The sequence below is a fragment of the Xanthomonas sp. AC360 genome (genome assembly GCF_979258225.1).
In genome coordinates, this window is sequence record NZ_OZ409846.1 from 4,298,685 (window position 1) to 4,319,461 (window position 20,777).

At 65.0% G+C, this 20,777-nt stretch carries 16 protein-coding genes and 1 other RNA gene; 5 read left to right on the forward strand and 12 right to left on the reverse strand.

Annotated elements, in window-relative coordinates; all coding sequences use genetic code 11:
* Positions 1-55 precede the first annotated feature (55 nt).
* Positions 56-131, forward strand: a non-coding RNA gene (locus ACZZ0O_RS18435) — sX9 sRNA.
* 324 nt (positions 132-455) lie between these two features.
* Here ACZZ0O_RS18435 and ACZZ0O_RS18440 read toward each other — a convergent pair.
* The 8 genes from ACZZ0O_RS18440 to ACZZ0O_RS18475 form a co-directional block, all read right to left on the reverse strand.
* Positions 456-1,946, reverse strand: coding sequence for an efflux transporter outer membrane subunit (locus tag ACZZ0O_RS18440; RefSeq protein WP_161961735.1), 1,491 nt, complete (start codon positions 1,944-1,946; stop codon positions 456-458).
* A 4-nt stretch (positions 1,947-1,950) separates the two neighbouring features.
* On the reverse strand, positions 1,951-3,537 hold the full coding sequence (locus ACZZ0O_RS18445) for an MDR family MFS transporter (RefSeq protein WP_463591480.1): 1,587 nt from the start codon (positions 3,535-3,537) through the stop codon (positions 1,951-1,953).
* Positions 3,534-4,736, reverse strand: coding sequence for an HlyD family secretion protein (locus ACZZ0O_RS18450; RefSeq protein WP_463591481.1), 1,203 nt, complete (start codon positions 4,734-4,736; stop codon positions 3,534-3,536). The genes ACZZ0O_RS18445 and ACZZ0O_RS18450 overlap by 4 nt, the downstream gene beginning before the upstream one ends.
* A 332-nt stretch (positions 4,737-5,068) precedes the next feature.
* Complete coding sequence (locus tag ACZZ0O_RS18455; RefSeq protein WP_115527967.1) at positions 5,069-6,184, reverse strand: polyamine ABC transporter substrate-binding protein; 1,116 nt, start codon at positions 6,182-6,184, stop codon at positions 5,069-5,071.
* Positions 6,185-6,401: 217 nt separating this feature from the next.
* Positions 6,402-7,769: an aspartate aminotransferase family protein gene (locus ACZZ0O_RS18460; RefSeq protein WP_463591482.1), complete on the reverse strand. Its 1,368-nt coding sequence runs from the start codon at positions 7,767-7,769 to the stop codon at positions 6,402-6,404.
* Positions 7,770-7,889: 120 nt separating this feature from the next.
* Complete coding sequence (locus tag ACZZ0O_RS18465) at positions 7,890-8,114, reverse strand: RlpA-like double-psi beta-barrel domain-containing protein (RefSeq protein WP_269079391.1); 225 nt, start codon at positions 8,112-8,114, stop codon at positions 7,890-7,892.
* A 575-nt stretch (positions 8,115-8,689) separates the two neighbouring features.
* On the reverse strand, positions 8,690-10,075 hold the full coding sequence (locus ACZZ0O_RS18470; protein ID WP_055851821.1) for a glutamine synthetase family protein: 1,386 nt from the start codon (positions 10,073-10,075) through the stop codon (positions 8,690-8,692).
* A 6-nt stretch (positions 10,076-10,081) separates the two neighbouring features.
* Positions 10,082-10,837: a gamma-glutamyl-gamma-aminobutyrate hydrolase family protein gene (locus tag ACZZ0O_RS18475; protein WP_463591483.1), complete on the reverse strand. Its 756-nt coding sequence runs from the start codon at positions 10,835-10,837 to the stop codon at positions 10,082-10,084.
* A 147-nt stretch (positions 10,838-10,984) separates the two neighbouring features.
* On the opposite strand from ACZZ0O_RS18475, the gene ACZZ0O_RS18480 reads away from it, so the two are divergent.
* The 3 genes from ACZZ0O_RS18480 (at position 10,985) to ACZZ0O_RS18490 (ending at position 15,079) form a co-directional block, all read left to right on the forward strand.
* On the forward strand, positions 10,985-12,364 hold the full coding sequence (locus ACZZ0O_RS18480) for a glutamine synthetase family protein (RefSeq protein WP_463602909.1): 1,380 nt from the start codon (positions 10,985-10,987) through the stop codon (positions 12,362-12,364).
* Positions 12,364-13,680 (forward strand): NAD(P)/FAD-dependent oxidoreductase, encoded by a 1,317-nt coding sequence (locus ACZZ0O_RS18485; protein ID WP_463591485.1) that lies wholly within the window; start codon positions 12,364-12,366, stop codon positions 13,678-13,680. The genes ACZZ0O_RS18480 and ACZZ0O_RS18485 overlap by 1 nt, the downstream gene beginning before the upstream one ends.
* Positions 13,681-13,780: 100 nt before the next feature.
* Positions 13,781-15,079 carry a diguanylate cyclase gene (locus ACZZ0O_RS18490; protein WP_055851809.1) on the forward strand — a complete coding sequence of 433 codons (1,299 nt, stop codon included), beginning with the start codon at positions 13,781-13,783 and terminating at the stop codon, positions 15,077-15,079.
* 161 nt (positions 15,080-15,240) lie between these two features.
* Here the strand turns inward: ACZZ0O_RS18490 and ACZZ0O_RS18495 are convergent, their stop codons facing one another.
* Positions 15,241-16,521 (reverse strand): MFS transporter, encoded by a 1,281-nt coding sequence (locus ACZZ0O_RS18495; RefSeq protein ID WP_463591486.1) that lies wholly within the window; start codon positions 16,519-16,521, stop codon positions 15,241-15,243.
* A 56-nt stretch (positions 16,522-16,577) separates the two neighbouring features.
* Here ACZZ0O_RS18495 and ACZZ0O_RS18500 point away from each other — a divergent pair, with 56 nt between their 5' ends.
* Positions 16,578-16,814 (forward strand): hypothetical protein, encoded by a 237-nt coding sequence (locus ACZZ0O_RS18500; RefSeq protein ID WP_463591487.1) that lies wholly within the window; start codon positions 16,578-16,580, stop codon positions 16,812-16,814.
* Between the two features lie 502 nt (positions 16,815-17,316).
* On the opposite strand, the gene ACZZ0O_RS18505 is transcribed toward ACZZ0O_RS18500, so the two are convergent.
* The 3 genes from ACZZ0O_RS18505 to fdhD are packed head-to-tail and all read right to left on the reverse strand — an operon-like array spanning position 17,317 to position 20,775.
* Complete coding sequence (locus ACZZ0O_RS18505) at positions 17,317-17,595, reverse strand: hypothetical protein (protein WP_463591488.1); 279 nt, start codon at positions 17,593-17,595, stop codon at positions 17,317-17,319.
* Positions 17,585-19,933: an FdhF/YdeP family oxidoreductase gene (locus ACZZ0O_RS18510; RefSeq protein WP_115560080.1), complete on the reverse strand. Its 2,349-nt coding sequence runs from the start codon at positions 19,931-19,933 to the stop codon at positions 17,585-17,587. Before ACZZ0O_RS18510 ends, ACZZ0O_RS18505 begins: the two co-directional genes overlap by 11 nt.
* The gene (gene fdhD, locus ACZZ0O_RS18515; protein WP_055851798.1) at positions 19,930-20,775 is read right to left on the reverse strand and encodes a formate dehydrogenase accessory sulfurtransferase FdhD; all 846 of its coding nucleotides are present in this window, start codon (positions 20,773-20,775) and stop codon (positions 19,930-19,932) included. The genes ACZZ0O_RS18510 and fdhD overlap by 4 nt, the downstream gene beginning before the upstream one ends.
* Positions 20,776-20,777 lie beyond the last annotated feature (2 nt).

A 20,777-nucleotide genomic window follows, 5' to 3' on the forward strand; every position in this document is an offset into this window, starting at 1 on the left:
ACAACTGTGCTCAACGCCAGGCTGCCGGTGCTCCGTGCTCAGTGTTCGTTGCGGCATCTACCACTCGTACATTCCGGTTCCTCCGGGCCGTCCGCATCCACCTGACGATTGCTGGCTCCGTTTTGTTAGCCGCTCCAAGTTGGTCTGATCAACCGGATATCCGGATGCAGAACGCACGCCTTCCAAACGTGTAAGACGATGCGTAAATCGGTATGCAAGCCGTCCTCGTCGGTGCGTGTTTTGGTCCAGCAAAGTCCTGGTCTCCACACTCACTGACGGGGCTTCTGCAAATTCCATCAAGCCGATGACGTCCGTGCCACCAACACTCCCGATGCAGACCGCATGCGCAACCATCACCGACGCGCGGCAATGGCAATGGCAATGGCAATGGCAGCGCAGGCATGCATACATGCATGCCTGATTGAAGCCCATCGACCATCGACCATCGACAACAGTCAACGCGTCTCCTGCGGCGCCTCGCTCCAGCCCAGACCCAGACTCTTTTGCAGCGCGACGTAGTTGACCAATAGCTGCACCTGCGCCTGCGCAGCGGCGTCCTGTGCGGACAACTGCTGGCGTTGCACGTCGAGCAGATCGATCGACGAGGTTGCGCCGGCATCGCGGCGTTGCTGCATCAGTCCGGCCGAGCGCGTGGCCGAGGCTTCGGCCTGGCGCGCGACCACCAGCTGCTTGCGCGCCGAACCGAAGCGCGACAACGCAGAGTTGGCATCCTGCAACGCCGCCAGTACCGCGCCCTCATAAGCGGCCTCGCGCCCGGCATTGCCGGCGCGCGCCTGTTCCACCTGCGCACGGGTCTTGCCGAAATCGAAGATCGACCAGCGCAGCATCGGCACTGCCAGGGTGGTCAGCGCATCGGAGTTGAAGTCGCTGGGCGAACCGGCTACCCAGCTCAGCCCACCCAGCAGGGTCACCTGCGGGAAGTAGCCATTCAACGCCTCGCCGATCTGCGCGCTGGACGCGGCCAGCTCGCGCTCGGCCTTGCGCACATCGGGGCGACGACGGATCAACGCGCCGGCATCGTCCACGCGCACGTCGGTTGGCAGCATCGGCAGTGGCTGCACCGCCGCCAGTTGTGCATCCAACGCGCCGGGCTCGCGTCCGACCATCAAGGCGAGCTGGTCCAGCGCTTCCTGCAACTGCATTTCCAGCGGCAGACGCTGCGCTTGCTGCTGCTGCACCTGGGTGGCGATCTGCTCCACCTGCAGGTCCGAAGACGCACCGCGCTCGCGGCGCTGACGGGTCAACGCCAGCGATTGGCCGATCTTGTCCAGGTTGGCATCAGCAATGGCGAGGCGCGCTTGCAGCCCGCGATAGTTGAGATACACCTGCCCCACTTCGGCGGCGAGCTGCACCTGCGCATCGGCCAGCTCGGCTTCGGAGGCCTGCGCTTGCGCCAGCGCGCCCTCGGCGGCGCGACGGCGGCGGCCGAAAAAATCCAGCTCCCAACTGGCATCGAAACCGGCGCTGTAGATCTGGGTCTTGTCCAGATCCAGTGCCTGATCGCCTGCGGCGGGCTGTTGACCGGGCTGGCCCTCCTGCAGCCCGCCCAGCGTGTCCACGATGGTCTGCGGCGGCTCGGCATAGGCGTAGATCGCACTGGCATTGAGCTTGGGCAAGCGCTCGGCGCGACGTTGCCGGGCCAGTGCGCGGTTGGCGCGCAGACGCGCTTGCGCCGCGCGCAGGTTGGGGCTGTCGGCCAACGCCCGGGTCACCAGCTGGGTGAGCTGCGGGTCGTTCAATTGCTCCCACCAGTGGTTCAACGGCGCGGCGGCAACCACCTGCGCGCCGCTGGCGCGATGCAGCGCGGGCGCCTGCATGGCCGCATCGGCCACCGGCGGTGCCTTGGTGTAGTTGGGGCCGAGCATGCAGCCGCCCAGCAACACGGCGCTCAGCGCCGCCGCCAGTGGCATGCGCATCGGGCGCAGGGAATCAGTGCATTGCAAGGTGCGCCCCCTTGGGTAACGGTTTGAGCAAAAAAGCCAGCGGAATCGTGCAGACCACGATCACGCCGAAGATCCAGAACAGATCGCTGTAGGTCATCACCAACGCCTGCTGTTGCACCAGTCGCGCCAACTGCGCGATCGAGCGGATGGCCGCCTCGCCACCGGCGCTGCCCTGCATCTGCGCGCTCAGGCCAGCCAGAAACTCCTGCGCGCGCGTCGCATTGGCGGTGATCGCGCTGCCGATGGTTTCGGTGTGGAAGGTCATGCGGCGCTCCTGGAAGGTGGAGATCAGCGCCAACCCGACCGAGCCGCCCAGGTTGCGACCGGCATTGAACAGGCCCGATGCATCGCCGGCCAGCTCCGGCGGCACCGACGAAATGGCCGCCTGATTGAGCGACATCATCGCCAGTGCCAGCCCACAGCCTTGCAGCAACTGCCCGGCAACGAAATGCGTGCCGACGGTGTCGGCGGTCAGCGACAGGTTGACGAAACACGCCGCGGCAAAACAGATCAGCCCGGCGATCACCAGGATGCGCACGTCCACTATGTCTAGCAGCTTGGGCATCATCGGCATCAGCAGCACGGTGGGCAGGCCGGACAGCAGCAGCACGTAACCGGCCTGCTCGGTGTTGTAGCCGGAGATCACCGCCAGAAACTGCGGAATCATGTACATGACGCCGAACAGGATCATGCCCACCGCCATGATCATGATGAACACCGCGCCGAAACTGCGATGCAGCAGCAGCGACAGACGGATCACCGGCACGCGCTTGCGGAACTGGCCGACCACCAGGGCGATAAAGCCGCTCAAGGCGATCAGGCTCAGCGTGTTGATTTCGCTGGACTCGAACCAGCGTTCGCGCTGGCCTTCTTCAAGCACGACGGTGAGCCCGCCCAAGCCCGCAGTCAGGCCGTAGATGCCCAGCCAATCGGCATTGAGCAGGCCCGCCCAATCGGCCTTTTCATGCTTGAGCCCCAGCAGCAGCAACGCCACCAGGCCGACGCAGATCGGCACGTTGATAAAAAACGCGTAATGCCAGCTGACGTTTTCGGTCAGCCAGCCACCGAGCAGCGGCCCGATCACCGGGCCCATGATCACGGTCATGCCGAACAAGGCGGTGCCCATGGTCTGCTGGCTGGGCGGCAGCCGGGTCGCAACGATGGTCAGCGCGGTGGGAATCAGCGCACCGCCGGCCAGGCCCTGCCCGACCCTGCCGATGATCATCATCGTCAACGAGGTCGACAACCCGCACACCACCGAAAACGCGGTGAACATCACCGCGCAGATCAGCAGGAAGTTGCGCAGCCCCAAGGTGCGCACGAACCAGCCGGTCAGCGGGATCATGATGATCTCGGCGACCAGATACGCGGTGGAAATCCAGGTGCCTTCGGTGCCGCTGGCGCCGACCTCGCCCTGGATGGTGGGCAGCGCAGCGTTGACGATGGAGATATCCAGCGTCGCCATGAACGAGCCGATGGTGCCGGCCAGCACCGCCAGCCAGGCGCCCGGCTCGGCCTTCTCGCGAGTCGCGCTGCCGCCGGCACTCGGGCCGGTGGCTGCCGCTGCACTCACTGCGCGCGCTCCTGCTCCTGCACGCGGTCGGATTCTTTTTCGGCACGCTCCTTGGCGTCCTTGGCCGAGCGCGTGTCTACCGTCACTTCCACCGACATGCCTGGCACCAGCACCTTGCGCGCCTCTTCGCCGGCCAACACGCGGATGCGCACGGGCAAGCGCTGCACTACCTTGGTGAAGTTGCCGGTGGCGTTTTCCGGTGGCAACAGCGCGAACTGCGAGCCGGTCCCGGGCGACAGGCTTTCGACCTTGCCGTGCAGCTTCACCCCGGACAGCGCGTCGACCTCGATCTCGGCCGGCTGGCCGGGACGCATCAGGCCGACCTGGGTTTCCTTGAAGTTGGCGATCAGGTACAGCGATTCCTGCGGCACGATGGTCATGGTGCGGGTGCCGGCGGCCAGGAACTGCCCCACCTGCACGGTCTTGTCACCGACGCGGCCGTGGATCCGGCTGGTCAGGCGGGTGTCTTCCACCGCGATGCGGGCCTGATCGGCGTCGGCGCTGGCCTGCTTCACCCCGGCCTGGGCCTGCTCCAGTTGCGCCGTGCTGGCCTGAATCTGACTCTGCGCTCCTTTGGCCTGCGCCTGGGCGGCGGCGTACTGGGCGCGGGCGCGCGCCAGCTCATGCTGCAGACTTTCCTGATGCTCGTGGGTGTCGGCGCCGGACGCCGCCAGCGGCGCGAAGCGCTTCACTTCGGCCTGGGCGAAGGTGAGGCTGGCAGCGGCAGCAGTGACCTGGGTACGTGCCTGCACCAGCGCCGATTCCTGCGCAGAGACATTGGCCGTGGCCGCAGCGATATCGGCCTGGCGCGCTGCAATCGCGGCCTCGGCCTGCTGCAGGGTTGCCTGGTAAGTGCGGTCGTCGATCTGCAGCAGCGGCTGGCCGGCGTCCACGATCTGGTTGTCGCCCACCATCACCTTGGTCACATAGCCGCTGACGCGCGGCGCCACCGCCACCGAATCGGCCTGCAGATAGGCGTTATTGGTGTCCTGCATGTAGCGGCCCTTGATCAGGTAATAGGCCAGCCAGACCACCAGCAAGACCAGCACCAGCACGCCCACCAGGATCAGCGTCCACTTGACCTTGGGGTTCTTCAACGGCGAAGGCTTCTGCTCCTGGTCGTCGTGCGCGTCGGCGCCCTGCGCATCCGCGGTCTGGCTGCGGCCATCGTTGGACGGGTGGTCTGCTTGGTTGCTCAAAGGAAGCGTCCTGTAGGTCGTGGGCGATACGCGCAGCGGCATGCCGCATCAGCGGCACGGCGAAAGCGGCGGAACCATACAATTATTTGAACTCGTCAGTACAGGTTGCGTGATGAGGCCAGTCAGCTGGGGCTGAGGCTGGCCGGACGCGCGGTACCGCTCGGTTGGCGCGTGTCGGGCAGCCGCGTGCCGCACCCAAGCGTGCGCTCGCGACGCGATGCCGGTGCGCCAGCTGCACGCTGCCGCGACCAGATTTGCAGTGTCTCAGCCAATGATTGGCGTTTGATAAGGATGCGGCGGCCTGCGCCGCATCAGCGTCTGACGCCCCCGGCTCAGCGGCCGGTCTTGATCTCGGTCCACAGCCGCGTGTACAGGCGATCGACGTCCGGCGAGTTGATCGCGTAGGTGAACATCTTGGCGGTCACTTCCGGCGGCGGGTAGATGGTGGGGTCGTTGCGGATCGCCGCATCCACCAGCGGCGTGGCGGTGCGCACCGGGTTGGCGTAGTGAATGAAGTTGCTGTTGGCCGCGGCTACCTCCGGCTTCAACAGGTAATTGATGAAGGCGTAGGCGTTGTCAGGATGTTTGGCGTCCTTGGGGATGGCCAGCATGTCGAACCACTGCGGCGCGCCTTCTTTCGGAATGGCGTAGGCCACGTTGACGTTGTTGCCGGCCTCCTTGGCACGGTCGCGCGCCTGGATGATGTCGCCCGACCACCCCACTGCCAGGCAGGTATTGCCGTTGGCCAGCGAGGTGACGTACTGGCTGGAGTGGAAGTTCTGTACGTACGGGCGGATGGTCTTGATCAGCGCGGCAGCCTTCTCGATCTCGGCCGGCACGCTGCTGTGCGGATCCAGGCCCAGATAATTCAGCGCGATCGGGATCATATCCGAGGGCGTGTCCAGAATGGTGACGCCGCAGTCTTTGAGCTTGGACAGGTTCTCAGGCTTGAACACCAGATCCCAGCTGTTGGCGACATCGGTACTGCCGAAGATCGCCTTGAGCTTGTCGACGTTGTAGCCGATGCCGGTGGTGCCGATCATGTACGGCACGCCATAGGCGTTGTTCGGATCCTGCGCAGCGATGCGGCGCATGACGTCCGGATCCAGATTGACCAGATTCGGGATCTTGCTCTTGTCCAACGGCAGGAACACACCAGCCTGGATCTGCCGTCCGAAGAAATTGAGCGTGGGCACCACCACGTCGTAGTCGCTGCCACCGGCCAGCAACTTGGTTTCCACCATCTCGTCGCTGTCGAACACGTCGTAGGTGACCTTGATACCGGTGCTCTTTTCGAACGCAGGAATCGTGTCTTCAGCGATGTAGTCGGAGTAGTTGTAGACGTTCAGCACCTTGGCCTGCGCATCGGCCTTGCCCGGCGCGCCACCGCCGCCACAGCCGGACAACAGGGTGATGGACAGGGTCAGGGCGAGCAGTCGCAGCGTCATGTGGGTCTCCAGGGCAGCGCGGTGGGAGCGGCCCGGCATCGCGGCCGGTCTGCGCCCAGCCTACCCACCGCGTCCGGGTTTGCACAGCGGGAGGTGCGTGGACCGGGGTTCGCGGTTTGACGCGCTGAAGCGTCGGGATTGGCGAAGGTCGGTCGCGGCGGTGGCGCTTGCTGCGCTGTGGCTGCGCGGCTCTGCGGCCGGAAGCCTGCCGCCGCGCTTACTTGCCCAACGCCTGCGCGGTGTCGTCCAACGCCGCCCAGGTCTTCTCGAACAGCTCGTCGACCTGCTCGCAGGTGATGATCAACGGCGGCGACAGCAGCATTGCATCGTAGGTGGCGCGCAGGATCAGCCCGCGCTTTAGCGCGAAGTCGCGGCACATCGCGCCGACCCGCCCGCGCCCGGGGAAATACCGGCCGCGCTGGCGCTTGTCCGGCACCAGCTCCAGCGCGCCGACCAGGCCCGCGATCCGCGCCTCGCCGACCAGCCGATGCGCGCCCAACTCGGCCCAGCGCTGCGCCAGATACGGCGCAATCTGCGTGCGTGCAGTCTCCACGATGCCTTCGTCCTGCAGCAGGCGCAGATTCTCCAGCGCCACCGCCGCGCACACCGGATGCCCGGCATAGGTACCGCCATGCGCCAGCTCGCCGCCCTGCTGCTTGAGCACCCCGGCCACGCGATCGCTGAACATCGCCGCCGCCAGCGGGATGTAGCCGGAGGTAATGCCCTTGGCCAGCGTCATCACATCGGGCTGAAAGCCGAAGTAATCCGCCCCGAACCATTCCCCGGTACGCCCGAATCCGCAAATCACCTCGTCAGCCACCAGCAGCACGTCGTAGTGCCGGCAGATACGCTGGATTTCCGGCCAATAACTACGCGGCGGGATATAGACACCGATCGCCCCCATGATGGGTTCGCCGATGAACGCCGCTACGTTTTCCGGTCCGAGTTCGAGAATCCTCGCTTCCAGACGGCGCGCGGCAAGCAGCCCGTATTCGTCCGGCGCCATGTCCCCGCCATCGCCGAAATGATTGGGCGGCTCGATATGCACGATGCCCGGTATCGGCAACCCACCCTGCTTGTGCATGCCCTGCATGCCACCCAGGCTGGCACCGGCCATGGTGGTGCCGTGATAGCCATTGTGGCGACCGATGAAGACGTGTTTTTGCGGCTGCCCCTGCACCGCCCAGAAATGCCGCACCAGGCGCAGGATGGTGTCGTTGGCCTCCGACCCGGAATTGGCGAAGAACGCATGATTCAAATCGCCGGGCGTCAGTTCCGCCAGCTTGGCGGCCAGGTGGATGGTGGGCTCGGTGGTGCACTGAAAAAAGCTGTTGTAGTACGCCAGCTGCTCCATCTGCCGCGCCGCTGCCTGCGCCAGCTCGGTGCGTCCATAACCCACATTGACGCACCACAACCCACCGAACGCATCCAGCAGCTTGTTGCCATCGGCGTCCCACACGTACACGCCCTCACCGCGCGTCAGGATGCGCGTGCCCTTGCCCGCCAGCACCGCGTTGTCGTTGAACGGATGCAGATGATGCGCGGCATCGAGCTGCTGCAACGACCTGAGCACAGAAGGATCCACGACCTGCTCCACGCATGAGGAACCACGAGCATACCCACGCCTTGTTGCCGCACCGTGGACGGCATTGCAGATTGCCCTGCGAATCCCCTGCATGCCCGACAGACAGGTTGGTCGCGAGAACTAGCGCTGCCGCCAACACCGCACCCTCATCCGCCCTTCGGGCACCTTCTCCCGATGGGAGAAGGGAACGTAGCTGAGGTCGATCACGCGGCCATCGTGAAACGGGCCGCGGTCGTTGACGCGCACCACCACCGAATCGCCGGTGTCCTTGCTGCGTCCGCGATCTAAGCATTTCCGGCGCGGCGCCGGCCTCCTGCCCAGCACCGGCCGGCTCCCGCATGACATCGCTACACCTTGATGCGCTGACCTGTGCAGCGCTGATCTGCGCAGCGCTTTGCTTTGCTTTGCCTTGCTTCGCTTTGTTTAGCCTTGCCTTGCCTTGCCTTGCCTTGCCTTGCCTTGCCTTGCCTTGCCTTGCCTTGCCTTGCCTTGCCTTGCCTTGCTTTGCTTTGCCTTGCTTTGCCTTGCTTGCGCCCTTACGGGGCCCCATACCGCAGCGGCAAGGCCGGCAGATACAACCCGTAGGGCGGCGCGCATGGATGCGCGACGTTTTTGTAAGGGACATGGATGTCCCTTACAAAAATTTCTGCCGGACTTGCGCACCCGCAGCGCCTACGGCGCGGAGGGCGCGAGGACGGGGTGTGCTTTCTTTTTGGTTACTTTTTCTTTGCACAAGCAAAGAAAAAGTGACTCGCGCCCGAAGGGCGTGAAAGCCCTGCTCTGAATTTGAATCCGCGAACCGTGCAAGAGCACAAACCGCGCCACGCATTAACACCACCCGACACCGCACCCTCATCCGCCCTGCGGGCACCTTCTCCCGACGGGAGAAGGGAGCGCGCGGCAACACTCATCCGACCCACTCACACATTCAACAACAAAAACTCCCGCTCCCACGAACTGATCACCCGAAAGAACGTCTCATACTCCTTCCGCTTCACCGAGATATAAGCCCGCACAAACCGCCGTCCCAACATCTCCTGCAACGCCTCGCACTTCTCCAACCCATCCAGCGCCTCACCCAACGAGCGCGGCAAATCGTAGCCCTGCTCCTTGCCGTTACTGCTGATCGGCGCGGTCGGCTCCAGCTTTTCGCGGATGCCCAACAACCCGCACGCCAATGTCGCCGCCATCGCCAGATATGGATTGGCATCGGAGCCGGCAAACCGGCTTTCCACCCGCATGTTTTGTGGCGCATCGATCGGCACCCGCAACCCGCAGGTGCGGTTGTCGAAGCCCCACAACACATTGCTTGGTGACACCTCGCCGAACATCAGCCGCCGGTACGAATTGACGTTGGGAGCCAGCAGCCCCATCGCCATCGGAATGTATTTCTGCAGCCCGCCCAGATAATGCGCAAAGGTGTCGCTGAACCCGCCCTCGCGCTTGCCGCTGAACACGTTCTTGCCGGTGCCGGCATGCAACAGGCTCTGGTGGATATGCATCGCACTGCCGGGCTCGGTTTCCATCGGCTTGGCCAGAAACGTGGCATACACCCCATGCCGCAACGCCGCTTCGCGCATGGTGCGCTTGAACAGGAACACCTGGTCGGCGCGCGACAAGGCATCGGCGTGGGTGAAGTTGACTTCCAGCTGCGCGGCGCCGGATTCGTGGATCAAGGTATCCACGTCCAGCTCCATCGCATCGCAATAGTCGTACATCAGATCCAGGATCGGGTCGAACTCGTTGACCGCATCGATCGAATACGACTGCCGCGCGGTTTCCGGGCGACCGGAGCGCCCGGCCGGTGGCAGCAGCGGGAAGTCGGGATCGGTGTTCTTTTGCACCAGAAAGAACTCCAGCTCCGGCGCCACCACCGGCTGCAATTTGACCTCGGCGTAGGCCTCCAGCACGCGACGCAGCACATTGCGCGGCGCCAGTTCGTGCGGCTGGCCGTCCTTGGTGTAGCAATCATGGATGACCTGCGCGGTGGGGTCGGCGGCCCACGGCACCATGCGCACGGTGGACGCGTCCGGGCGCAAATGCATGTCCGAGTCCGACGGCGAGGTCAGTGCGTAATAGTCGTCCGGAAAGTCGCCGGTGACCGTGGTGGCGAAGATGCCTTCGGGCAACCGCGTGCCGTAATCGTGCGAAAACTTGTCGGCCGGAATGATCTTGCCGCGCGCATTGCCGGTGATGTCCGGCACCAGGCATTCGACCTCGGTAATGTGGCGGTCCTTGAGCCAGCGGCGCAATGCACTCTCCGGCTGCTTGGGCGTGGATTTACGCGAACGTGTGCGGATCGACATACAACCTCACTGACCGCGCTGAGCGGCGTAACGGCGACAGGCCTCGCCGAAGGACTGAAAGATGGCACGGTAGAACGGATGCTGTGTGACACGCCATTCCGGATGCCATTGCACGGCAAGTAAAAAGCCCGGTCCGGGACCGCGAAAGGCTTCGATCAGACCATCCGGGGCGGTCGCTTCGACCAGCAGGCCGTCGGCCAGCGTGGCGATGCCCTGCCCGTGCAATGAGTTGACCCACACCTCGACCGAGTCGCTCATGCCAGCCAGCCAACCGCCGGGCTGCAACCGCAGCGGATGCGCGGGGCCGTATTGCACGTCCAGCGGCGCGTTGCGGTCTTCGCGATGATCGGCCAGGCCGGGTACCGCATGCACGCGTTGATGCAGGCGTCCACCGAGCGCGACATTGACCTCCTGCAGGCCACGACAGATCGCCAGCACCGGCAGGCCGCGCGCAAGCGCCTGCGGGATCAACCCCAGGCTGGTGGCATCGCGCGCGGCATCGTGCGGGTTGCCCTCCCAACTCGATTCGTCGCTGTAGTGGTGCGGCTCAATATTGCTGACCGCCCCGGTGAGCAACACGCCGTCCAACCGATCCAGCCATACGCCGGCCTCCAGGCTGGGCTGCAGACTCGGCAGCAGCACCGGCATGGCACCGGCCGCGTCCACAACCGCACGGATGTATTTTTCGCCGGCCGCCAGAAACGGATGCGGCCCTTGCGCGATGCGATCGGTCGGCAATCCGACCAACGGTACGACAGCCATGCAGACATCCCGATGCGGTGCGTTGAACGGCAGATGCGCTCGAACTTACCGCGCCACCGCCGCCATTGCCACCGCTGCACCGTTGCCTGATCGCAAATGATCACGCCTGCTTTGCTAGGCTGGGCGGCGACTTCGCAGGTGGTGCCCATGGCTTCCGAGAACTCCGTCGCATCGCTGCCCGCTGCCGATGCCGCCACCCTGGCGCGTATCGCCGGCTGCCACTCCGTCGACCTGTTGTTGCCCGACACCAACGGCGTGCTGCGCGGCAAGCGCGTCACTGCCGATACGTTGCAGAAGGTCTACCGCGATGGCGTATGCCTGCCGATGTCGCTGATCGCCACCGACATCACCGGCAACACCGTGGAAGAAACTGGGCTTGGCTATGCCATCGGCGATGCCGACCGCATCTGCCGGCCGATCGAGGGCTCGCTGCGCCCGGTACCGTGGGCGCCGCAACCGATGGCGCAGCTGCTGCTGGCGATGCACACCCCGGACGGCAGCCTGTTCGAGGTCGCGCCACGCGCGGTGTTGCAGCGGGTGTTGCACGGCTTTGCCGCACTCGGGCTGACCCCGGTGGTGGCGGTGGAGCTGGAGTTCTACCTGTTCGATGCGGTGCCCGATGCGCAGGGGCGCCCGCAGACCCCGCGTGACCCGGTCACCGGCATTCGCAGCGACAGCACCCAGGTGTACGCGTTGCAGGATCTGGACGATCACCGTGGCTTTACCGATGCGGTCACCGCTGCATGCCACCAGCAAGGCATCCCGGCCGACACCGCCGTGGCCGAGTACGCACCAGGCCAGTTCGAAATCAACCTGCAACATCGCGCCGATGCGATTGCCGCCTGCGACGAGGCGATCCTGCTCAAACGCACCATCAAGGCCATCGCGCAGCAGCAGCGCATGCTGGCCAGCTTCATGGCCAAGCCGTTCCCCGGCCAGGCCGGCAGCGGCTTGCATCTGCATGTGAGCCTGCTCGATGCCGACGGGCACAACGTGCTGGCCGGCGAGGCCGAGATGCCCACCGACCGCCTGCGCCACGCCATCGCCGGGCTGCAGCGGCATGCGGACGCATCGCTGCTGTTGTTCGCGCCGCACGCCAACAGTTACCGCCGCTTCGTCAGCAATGCCTTCGTGCCGTTGAATGCCAGCTGGGGCTTCAACAACCGCACCGTGGCGCTGCGCATCCCGCATAGCGATGCCCGCAACACGCGCATTGAACATCGCATTGCCGGCGCCGATGCAAACCCTTATCTGGCCGCGGCCGCGGTGCTGGCGGCGATGCTCGACGGCCTGCAGCAGCCCGCCGAACCCACGCCCCCGATCACCGGCAATGCCTATGCGCAAGGGATCTTTCAGCCACGCACCTGGCAGGGCGCAGTCGATGCGTTTGTGTCCAGCGACTTTATTGGCGCCCAGCTAGGCACGCAGTTTCAGCATGTGTTCGGGCAACAGAAACAACGCGAGCTGCTCGACTACCAGGCGCTGGTGCCGGACGTCGATTACGCCCGGTACCTGCGGACGGTGTGATGGGCAGCCCGGCCACCGCGCTGCCGCACGCCGACACCGCGGAGGGCGGCTACCCGGACAGCTGGTACACGCGCAGCGCGCCCGCACTGCCCGCGCAACCGCGCCTGCGCGGCGCAGAACGCGCCGATGTCTGCATTCTCGGCGCCGGTTACACCGGACTGACTGCGGCGCTCGCGCTGGCCGAAGCCGGCTACCGGGTCGTCGTGCTGGAGGCCCGGCGCATCGGCTGGGGCGCATCCGGTCGCAACGGCGGCCAGGCCATCGTGGGCTACGGCTGCGAACAGGAAACGCTGGAAGCATTGGTCGGCGATAAAGATGCGCGCCTGCTGTTCGACTTCTCGCGCGACGGCATGCGCCTGCTACGCCAGCGGATCGAACGCCATGCCATCGCCTGCGACTGGCGCGATGGTCATGCCCATGTCCCGCTCAAGCCGCGCCAGGTGCGGGCGCTGCAGCATGGCATCGTGCGCATGGCGCAGCGCTACGACTACCCGCTGGAGTGGTGGGACCGCGCCCGCACCCGCCAGGTGCTGGACAGCCCGCTGTATCTGGGTGCGATGTTCGACCCCGCCAGCGGCCATCTGCATCCGCTGGCCTATGCATTCGGCCTGGCGCGAGCGGCACTGGCGGCTGGCGTACGCATCTTCGAAGACTCGGCGGTGACTCGCCTGGACCCTGGCGCGCAGGTTGCGATGCACACCGCCGATGGCAGCGTGACCGCAGACTTCGGCGTGATTGCCGGCAATGCCTTGCTGCACGGCATCGCCGCGCCGCTGGAGCAGCGCATCATGCCGGTCGGCACCTATGTCGGTGCCACCCCGCCACTGGGCGAGGCGCGCGCACGCGCGCTGATCGGCAACGACATGGCGGTGGCCGACACCAATTGGGCGCTGGATTATTACCGGCTCAGCGCCGATCACCGGCTGCTGTTCGGCGGGCGCGCCAGCTATTCGTCGCGCCCGCCGCCGGGCCTGAATCGCCTGATGACGCAGCGTATGCACACGGTGTTTCCGCAGTTGCGCGAGGTGCCGCTGGAGACCGTCTGGGGCGGCTACGTGGACATCTCCCGCAACCGCGCGCCGCACTGGGGCCGGCTCGCGCCGACTGTGTATTTCGCACAGGGCTTCTCCGGCCACGGTGTGGCAGCCACCGGTCTGGCCGGCCAGGTGATCGCCGAGGCCATCACTGGCCAGAGCCAGCGGCTGGACGTGTTCGCGCGTATTCCGCACCGCCCGTTTCCCGGCGGGCAGCGGCTGCGCACCCCGCTGCTGGTGGCGGCCATGAGCTGGTACCGGCTGCGCGACGCGCTGTGGTGACCGCGCGCCCAGGTCCATCGCGCAAGCTGCAACGCAGCGCTCAAGTTTTGGCGAGCAGAGCCGTTAGCTGATCTGACGGTTCGATCCACACGGCCAGCCGATGTCCCCAGGTACCCTACATCGCAATAGTGAAAGCGCAGTCCTGCCGCAACGCGTGTTGCTGGTGGAAAACTCGCGCACGTTCACCAGCATGCTGCGCGCAGCCATCGAGCAACGCGTGGAACTGCCGGTCACGGTCGTTTCGACCCTGGCCGAAGCGGCGCGCGTGCTCGACGAAGAAGATGGCTGGTTCCTGGTCCTGACCGGCCTGGTGCTGGTCGACGGCGACCGCGACAAGGTCGTGGAGTTCTTCCTCTCGCGCAACCTGCCGACCGTGGTGGTCAGCGGCGTGTACGACGAGGATCTGCGCCAGCGCGTGCTGCAGCAGCAGATCATCGATTACGTACTCAAAAACGCACCGGGCAGCATCGAATATCTGGCCTGGTTGGTGCAGCGTCTGGAGCGCAATCGTCGCATCGGCGCGTTGGTGGTGGACGATTCGTTGTCTGCTCGCACCTACGCCGCCGCACTGCTGTCGATGTACGGCTACCGCGTGGTGCTGGCCGCTGACGGCGCCGCCGGACTGGAAGCAATCGAACGCGACCCCGACATCCGCCTGACCATCGTCGATCAGGAAATGCCCGGCATGGAAGGCGTGGAATTCACCCGCCGGCTGCGTGCGTTGCGCTCGCGCGACAAGGTCGCGGTGATCGGCATCTCCGGCAACAGCGACTCGTCGCTGATCCCGCGCTTCTTGAAGAACGGCGCCAACGACTTCCTGCGCAAGCCCTTCTCGCGCGAAGAATTCTTCTGCCGCGTCTCGCAGAACGTGGACCAGCTGGAATTGATCGGCACGCTGCAGGATCTGGCCACACGCGATTTCCTCACCGGCCTGCCCAATCGGCGTTACTTCCTGGAACAAAGCCAGCGCGTGATCCCGCAGTTGCTGTCGCAGGACCAGACGGTGACCGCGGCCATGCTGGATATCGATCACTTCAAACACATCAACGACACCTGGGGCCACGAAGCCGGCGACCAAGCGCTCCGCGCGGTGGCCGCATCGGTCTCCGGGCATGCACGTCCGCAGGATCTGGTGGCGCGTTTCGGTGGCGAAGAATTCTGCCTGCTGGTGCCGGGGCTGGATGCAGCCAACGCCACCAGCTACTTCGAAACCCTGCGCGAACGCATCAGCGCACTACGCGTCCGCGTCGGCGACGACACGCTGAGCATGACGGTAAGCATCGGCGTGTGCATCGCGACCGAAGGCGACCAATCGTTGCATTACCTGTTGAACGAAGCAGACAAATATCTGTACCTGGCCAAGGCCGGCGGCCGCAACCAGGTACGCTTGGCGGGCTGAACGCCGCACGCTTGCACCAACACGGCGACCTGAGAGGACGCACCTCAAAGCGCGTCTTTCTCTAGCTCCCGTAGGAGCGCACCCGGGCGCGAAGGCGTCTTACCGATAGCACCTCTGCGCGCACCAGCCCGCGCCTACGGCAGGCGCGTACCCAACAGCATCTATCGACGCGATCGCCGCACCATCGTCAACGCGAGCAAGCTCAACACCGCGGCGCCGCCAAGGTAGTAACCCACCGCTTGCACCCCGTAGCGCGCCGCCAATTGCGTGGCCAGATACGGCGCCGGGGCCGCACCCAGGATACTGGCCAGATTGAACGACAGCGACGCGCCGGTATAGCGCACCTCGGTGGGATACAACTCCGCCAGCAAGGTGCCGCAAGGGCCGTAGGTCAGCCCCATGAAGAAGAAGCCCAGCCCGAGAAAAGTGAGCACCTGCAACGGGTGATCGGCCTGAAACAACGGCGCAAACGCCAGTCCGAACGCAACGATGGCGATGCTGGCCAGCATCATCGCCAACGGTGCGCCATGCCGATCGCCGAACTTGGCCGACAACGGGATGCCCAGCGCAAAGAACACGATACCGGCCATCTGCAGCAGCAGGAATTGTTCCTTGTCGTAGCCCAGCGTCTTGGTGCCATAGCCCAATGCGAACACGGTCATCAGATAGAACAACACGAAGGTGGCAAACGCACCCAGCGTGCCGATGATCAACGCCGGCCAATGCTGCGAGATCACGGTGCCCAGCGGCAGCCGTACGCGCGTCTGACGATCCAGGGTCTTTTGAAAATCCGGTGTTTCGGTAATGCTCAGGCGTACCCACAGGCCAGTGATCACCAGCAAGGCGCTGGCCAGAAACGGCACCCGCCAGCCCCACTGCATGAAGGCCGCATCGTCCAGCAATGCGCCCATGCCAAGGAAGGTGCCGGTGGACAGCAAAAAGCCCAGCGGCGCACCCAGCTGCGGAAACATGCCGTACCACACGCGCTTGCCCGGCGGTGCGTTCTCGGTTGCCAACAGCACGGCGCCGCCCCACTCGCCGCCCAAGCCCAGCCCTTGACCGAACCGGCACAGCGCCAGCAGCAATGGGGCCCACACTCCGATCTGCGCATAGCCAGGCAGCAGACCAATGGCAACCGTGGACAGACCCATCGTCAGCAATGCCGCCACCAGCGTGGCCTTGCGGCCGACCCGATCGCCGAAGTGGCCGAAGACCGCCGAGCCCACCGGTCGCGCGATGAATGCCACCGCAAAGGTCGCCAACGACTGCAGCATCGCCGCACTGCCATCGCCCGCCGGAAAGAACAAGGTCGGGAACACCAGCACCGCAGCGGTGGCGTAGATATAGAAATCGAAGAACTCGATGGTGGTGCCGATCAGGCTGGCAAACAGCACGCGCGCAGGCGAATTGACGGGCGTGGCGAGTGGCACGGCGGCAGTCATCGTGGGTCGGCATCCATCAGACAAGACGGCCGATTCTGGCAGATCGCGGCAGTGGTTTGCGCAGCCAAACCGGCCTGCAAAAAGTTACAGGCGTGACCGCCTGGCGCGTGGGCCATGCCATCCTCATCCATAAAGGGTGGCCGACAAAACGTAGTGAGCAGTCGTCAGATGAGGAAGGATGGCGTGCTAAGAATGCGTTGATTGAAAGGCGGATGATCTGCGACTTGGCTGCCGGGCCCTTACTCGCCAACGATCGCGGGAAACGCCGCAAGTACGGACTGGTCGAACAATGAAGATAGATCACTTGTAGAGCTGATGATCTTCAGCTTGGCTGCAGGGTCCTTGCCCGCCCACCATCACGGGACACGCCGCAAGTACGTCCCTGTAGGCTCTTACGCGGCATCCATGCCGCGTAAGGTCCCGCGACGGTGAGCGGGCAAGGACCAGTGAAGGTGGTCGGCGCGTTGGTGCAAGCGACAGGCGCTTTGGTGCACGCGACAGACGGCGTTCGCCCGCTGTGTTGCGTCGCCTTCGTCTCACGAGCCGCTTTCATGAAACTAGCGACCAACGTTCTGGTGCGGTGCCCTCGCCGATTGCGGGACCGTTGGCGGCATGGATGCCGCCATCGAGCCCCCAGGGACGGGTTCACGGCGTGTCCCGCGAGCGGTGAGGGCACCGCGCACTCGATTGCCTAAGCTTTCAACCTAGCAGCCAAAAGTCCCGCGATGGTGGCTGGGCAAGGAGCAGTCAGGCATATCGGCGCGCATGGTTTTCAACAAACAACCAGCAGGTTATTCAGCCGCTTTGCGGCGCTTGCGCCGTTTCGCGCTGTGCGTGCTCTGCCAACCCGGCAGACGTCAACACCGCAAATTGTCGATCGCCGCGCTCTTCCACGTGAATCCAACCCGGGCCTGGCTGGCCATCCAGGTTGGCACTGCCCAGCCACGCGAGCGTGCGCAACAACACACTCATGCGCACGCCCAGCTGCTTGCACAACCGCGAAAGCGACACGCCCTCGGGCGTGTCGGCCAGCGCCTGCAGCAGCTGCGCGGTGAGCTGCGGATCAGCGGACAAGCACCGCTCCGATATCGCGCGGCGCCGCGTCGGCGGTTTCGGCGCGATGCGGCAGCACGATCACCGGAATCGACTTGGACGTCGGCGTACGTGCTTCGTCGGCAAAACTCGACAGCGGCACCAGCGCATTGGTTTCCGGGTAATACGCCGCCAGACAGCCGCGCGGAATGTTGTAGTCCACCAGCAAGAAACGCCGCGCCTCGCGATGCACGCCGTCTTCGCACAGGCTTTCCAGATCCACCCAATCGCCGGCCTTCATGTTCAATGCGGCGATATCGGCGCCGTTGATGAACAGCACGCGGCGCTCGCCAAACACGCCACGATAGCGATCATCCAGCCCGTAAATAGTGGTGTTGTACTGATCGTGCGAGCGCGTGGTGGCGAGCGTAAACACCATCTGATCGCCCCGCGAACGCCGCGCGCGATGGATCGGGTTGTCGGTGGGCACCGCGTGCGCTTTGAACACCGCACGCTGCTCGGGCGTGACCCAGTTGCGGTCGCGCGCGGTGTTGGACAGGCGGAAGCCGCCCGGCGTGCGCACGCGCTGATTGAAGTCGGCAAAGTCCGGAAACACCTGCGCAATCAGATCGCGCACGCGGTCGTAATCGCCCACCAGCCAGCGCCAGCGGATCGCGCTGCGCGCGCCCAACGTGGCTTCGGCCATGCGCGCCACGATCGCCGGCTCGGACAGCAGATCCGGCGAGGCCGGCGGATTGATGCCGGCCGACAGGTGCACCATGCTCATCGAATCCTCCACCGTCACGCCTTGCGAGCCGGCGTCCTGGATATCGATTTCGGTACGCCCCAGGCATGGCAGGATCAACGCATCGCGCCCATGCACCAGGTGGCTGCGATTGAGCTTAGTGGTGACGTGCACGGTGAGTTCGCAGTTGCGCAGCGCGCGGTGCGTGGCATCGGTATCCGGCGTGGCGGCGGCGAAGTTGCCGCCCATCGCGAAGAACACCTTGCCGCGCCCATCCAGCATCGCCTCGATCGCACCCACGGTGTCGAAGCCGTCTTCGCGCGGCGGCGCAAACCCGAACACCGACTGCAGCTTGTCCAGAAACGCGGCCGGTGGTTTTTCGTAGATCATCATCGTGCGGTCGCCCTGCACGTTGCTATGCCCGCGCACCGGGCACACGCCTGCGCCGGGGCGGCCCAGATGGCCGCGCAGCAGCAGCAGGTTGGTGATCATGTGGATGGTGGCCACCGAGTGCTTGTGCTGGGTAATGCCCATGCCCCAGCACGCGATCACACGCTCGGCCTTCAGATAGATCTCGCCGGCCTTGCGCAACTGCGCTTCGTCCAGGCCGGATTCTTCGACAATGGTGTCCCAGGCTTCCGCATGCACATCGGCAGCGAATGCGTCGAAATTAGCGGTGTGCTCGGCAATGAACTCCAGATCCAGCAACCGCGGCGTGCCATCGCGCTGGGCCTGCGCATCGCGCTCCAGCACATGCTTGATGATGCCCTTCAACGCCGCCAGGTCGCCGCCGATCTTGAGCTGGAAATAATCCGAGGCAATTCGGGTGGAGCCGTTGTGCAGCATCTCCAGCTTGTCTTGCGGGTCGGCGAATTTTTCCAGCCCGCGCTCGCGCAGCGGATTGAACGCGGCAATCGCCGCGCCGCGCTTGGAGGCCTGACGCAACTCGCCCAGCATGCGCGGGTGATTGGTGCCCGGGTTCTGGCCGAAGATGAAGATCGCATCGGCCAGCTCGAAATCGTGCAACGACACCGTGCCCTTGCCCACCCCGATCTGCGAACGCAGCGCGGTGCCCGATGGCTCGTGGCACATGTTGGAGCAGTCCGGGAAGTTATTGGTGCCGAACTCGCGCACGAACAACTGATACAAAAACGCCGCTTCGTTGCTGGTGCGCCCTGAGGTATAGAAGATCGCCTCATCCGGAGTCGCCAGGCCATTGAGATGGCCAGCGATCTGCGCAAACGCATCGTCCCAGCTCACCGGTACATAGTGGTCGGTGGCGGCGTCGTAGCGCATCGGGTGGGTCAACCGGCCCTGCCCTTCCAGCCAGTAGTCGCTGTACTGCGATAACAGGCTGACGCTGTGCGAGGCGAACAATTCCAGCCCGGCGCGGCGCGCGGTGGATTCGGCGGCCACGGCCTTGGCGCCGTTTTCGCAGAATTCGAAGGTGGAGGTATGGTCGCGATCCGGCCAGGCGCAGCCCGGACAATCGAAGCCGTCCGGCTGGTTGGCATGCAGCAGCGTCTTGGCGCCCTGCACTGCGATGTCCTGTTCCATCAGGTGCTTGGCCACCGAGCGCAATGCGCCCCAGCCGCCCGCGGGATTGTCGTACTGCTTGATGGTTTTCTTGCTCATGCGGGCTCTCCCACGGCAACGCCCAGATCCAGGCGTTGTGGATGGCTGTAAACAACACAATCGTGATTGCGGGCAAACCCAATCAGGGTCAGTCCCGCGCTGTCGGCCAGGCTGATCGCCAGCGCGGTAGGTGCCGAAATCGCTGCCAGCAGCGGAATTCGGGCCTGCGCGGCTTTCATGGCCATTTCATAACTGGCGCGGCTGGTGACCACCGCAAACCCTTGCGATGCATCGATGCGCGCGCGCGCCAATGCACCGATCAATTTGTCCAACGCGTTATGGCGCCCGACGTCTTCGCGAACCAACTGCACCACCCCGTTCGCATCGGCCCAACCGGCAGCGTGCACCGCGCCGGTCTGCGCGGCGATCGGCTGCTGCGCATGCAACGCATCCAGCGCACGCGCCAACGCATCGGCGTCGATCTGCAGCGTCGACTGCACGCGCGGCGGCACGCGCAGCACCGCCTCGATCGATTCATTGCCGCACACGCCGCAACCGCTGCGTCCATCCAGATTGCGCCGCCGCTGGTCCAACGCGGCCGCGCGCTCGGGCGGAATCTCGATCTGCAGCGAAGCGCCTTCCAGAAAGGTCTCCACCGCGACCACGCGCAAGTCCTGCGCGTGATCGACGATGCCTTCGCTCAACGAGAACCCGAGCGCGAAATCCTCCAGGTCCTCCGGCGTCGCCATCATCACCGCGAACGGCACCTGGTTGTAGATCAGGGCAACCGGCATTTCGGCCGCCACCATGTCCTGCACCGTGGCACCGCGACCGCCGCGATGGCGGACAACCGTGCGCACCACACTACCGGGGCGCACTGTGCGGGAAGACGGACTGGTCATCT